Consider the following 1,588-nt stretch of genomic DNA (forward strand, 5'->3'; position numbering starts at 1 on the left):
CGAAGGGCCGGGCGGCGCGGTGGCTGCCGTCGCCGGTGGCGATGGGCATCGGCTTCATCACGCCCGCCTACTTCGCGGTGACGCTGTGCCTGGGCGCGGGGCTGGCGGCGCTCGCGCGCAAGTGGTCGCCGAAGACGACGGATGCGCACGTGCCCTCGCTGGGCTCCGGAGCGCTGGTGGGCGAGTCGCTGATGGGGCTGCTCATCGCCGCGACGACGGCGCTCTCGCGGTCGGCGTAGCGCCCGCCAGGGCCCGGGCGCGGAGACCTGTCCGACTGTCGGACAGGTTCGTGCGGTGCGCCGCCCACGGGAGCCGCGGCGCGCGCTACGCCGCGGGCGTGAGGTCCCTCACGCGCTCCAGCGAGCGGCGGATGCGGTCCTCCATCAGGTTCGGCACGTGCGCGGCGCGGGCCAGGGCCTCTCCCAGCGCGAGCATCGCCTCCGCGAAGTCGCCCCGGCGCCACGCCGCCAGGCCCATCATCTCCAAAACTTCGAGCGGCTCCTGCTCCACGGACGCCTGGGCGGAGCGCTCGCGCAGCGCGTGCCACTCCTCCGCCGTCGCGTCCCGCGCGGACAGCTCCACCATGGAGAACAGCACCTCCTCCGACGGGCTCAGGTTCACGCCGTGGCGGTTGTTCTCCATCGTCTGCCGCACCTGCTCCAGCAGGTCGCGCGCCCGGTCGTGCCGGCCCGTCCACGCCATGGCCCGCGCCTGGAGCAGCAGCGCCCACGGCCGGTGCGCCACCTCCGGATGCCGGCGCTCCAGCACGATGGCCCGCGCGATGTGCGGCGCCGCCGCCTCCACGTCGCCCGCCTGGTAGTACAGCTCGCCCATGTTGTGCTCGGCGAAGTACTCCCAGCCCACCACGCCCAGCTCGCGCCCCAGCTGCATGAAGCGCTCCTGGTCCTTCAGCGCGTGCGTCAAATCCCTGCGCGCCACCCACAGGTTGCGGCGGTTGTTGATGGCCGAGCCCAGGTGGAAGCGGTCTCCGCGCTCCGTGCACGCGCTGATGACCTCGTCCATCACGCGCTCGGCGCCGTCGATGTCGCCCAGGTTCGGCAGGATGACCGCCATGAGGAGCAGCGCCACCACCAGCGTCTCGTAGCCCGCGTCGCCCAGCTTCCGCGCCCGCTCCGCCGCGGCCTCCAGCGGCATCAGCGCGTCCAGCCACTCGCCCTTGCGGAACTGCGCGCGGCCCAGCGCCAGCAGCAGGCGCGCCTGCACGTAGGGCGACGTCACCGTCTCCGCCAGCTGCTGCGCCTCCTGGGCCCGCGCCTCGCTGCGCGCGTAGTCGTTCACCCAGTCGAGCGCCATCGCCTCGTCGAGCAGCAGCTCCACCTCCGCGCGCGAGTCCCCCAGGCCCCGCGCCCGCTCCCGCGCGATGGCGAAGTCCGTGAGGGAGTCCTCGTACCGGCCGATGCGGTAGCGCATCAGGCCGCGGCCCCGCAGCGCCGTGAGCCCGCGCAGCTCGTCCTCGGGCTCGATGAGCTCCAGGGCGCGCGTGTACATGGCCTCCGCGTCGAGGAACGCGTGCCGGCCGCGCGCGGACTCCGCCAGGTCGATGGTCAGCGCCGCCGCTCGTCGCAGG

General features: G+C 74.1%; 2 protein-coding genes. One reads left to right on the top strand and one right to left on the bottom strand.

Translation table 11 applies throughout. The annotated features are described in order from the left end of the window. Positions 1–239 (top strand): OPT/YSL family transporter (locus ACLEQD_RS43030; protein WP_410391739.1); only part of this gene is annotated, 239 nt, incomplete at its 5' end. Between the two features lie 85 nt (positions 240–324). Here the strand turns inward: ACLEQD_RS43030 and ACLEQD_RS43035 are convergent. Further along, a partial coding sequence (locus ACLEQD_RS43035) for a tetratricopeptide repeat protein (RefSeq protein WP_410391740.1) occupies positions 325–1,588 on the bottom strand: 1,264 nt, incomplete at its 5' end.

The sequence above is a fragment of the Corallococcus sp. 4LFB genome (assembly GCF_046520365.1).
Classification (GTDB): domain Bacteria; phylum Myxococcota; class Myxococcia; order Myxococcales; family Myxococcaceae; genus Corallococcus; species Corallococcus caeni.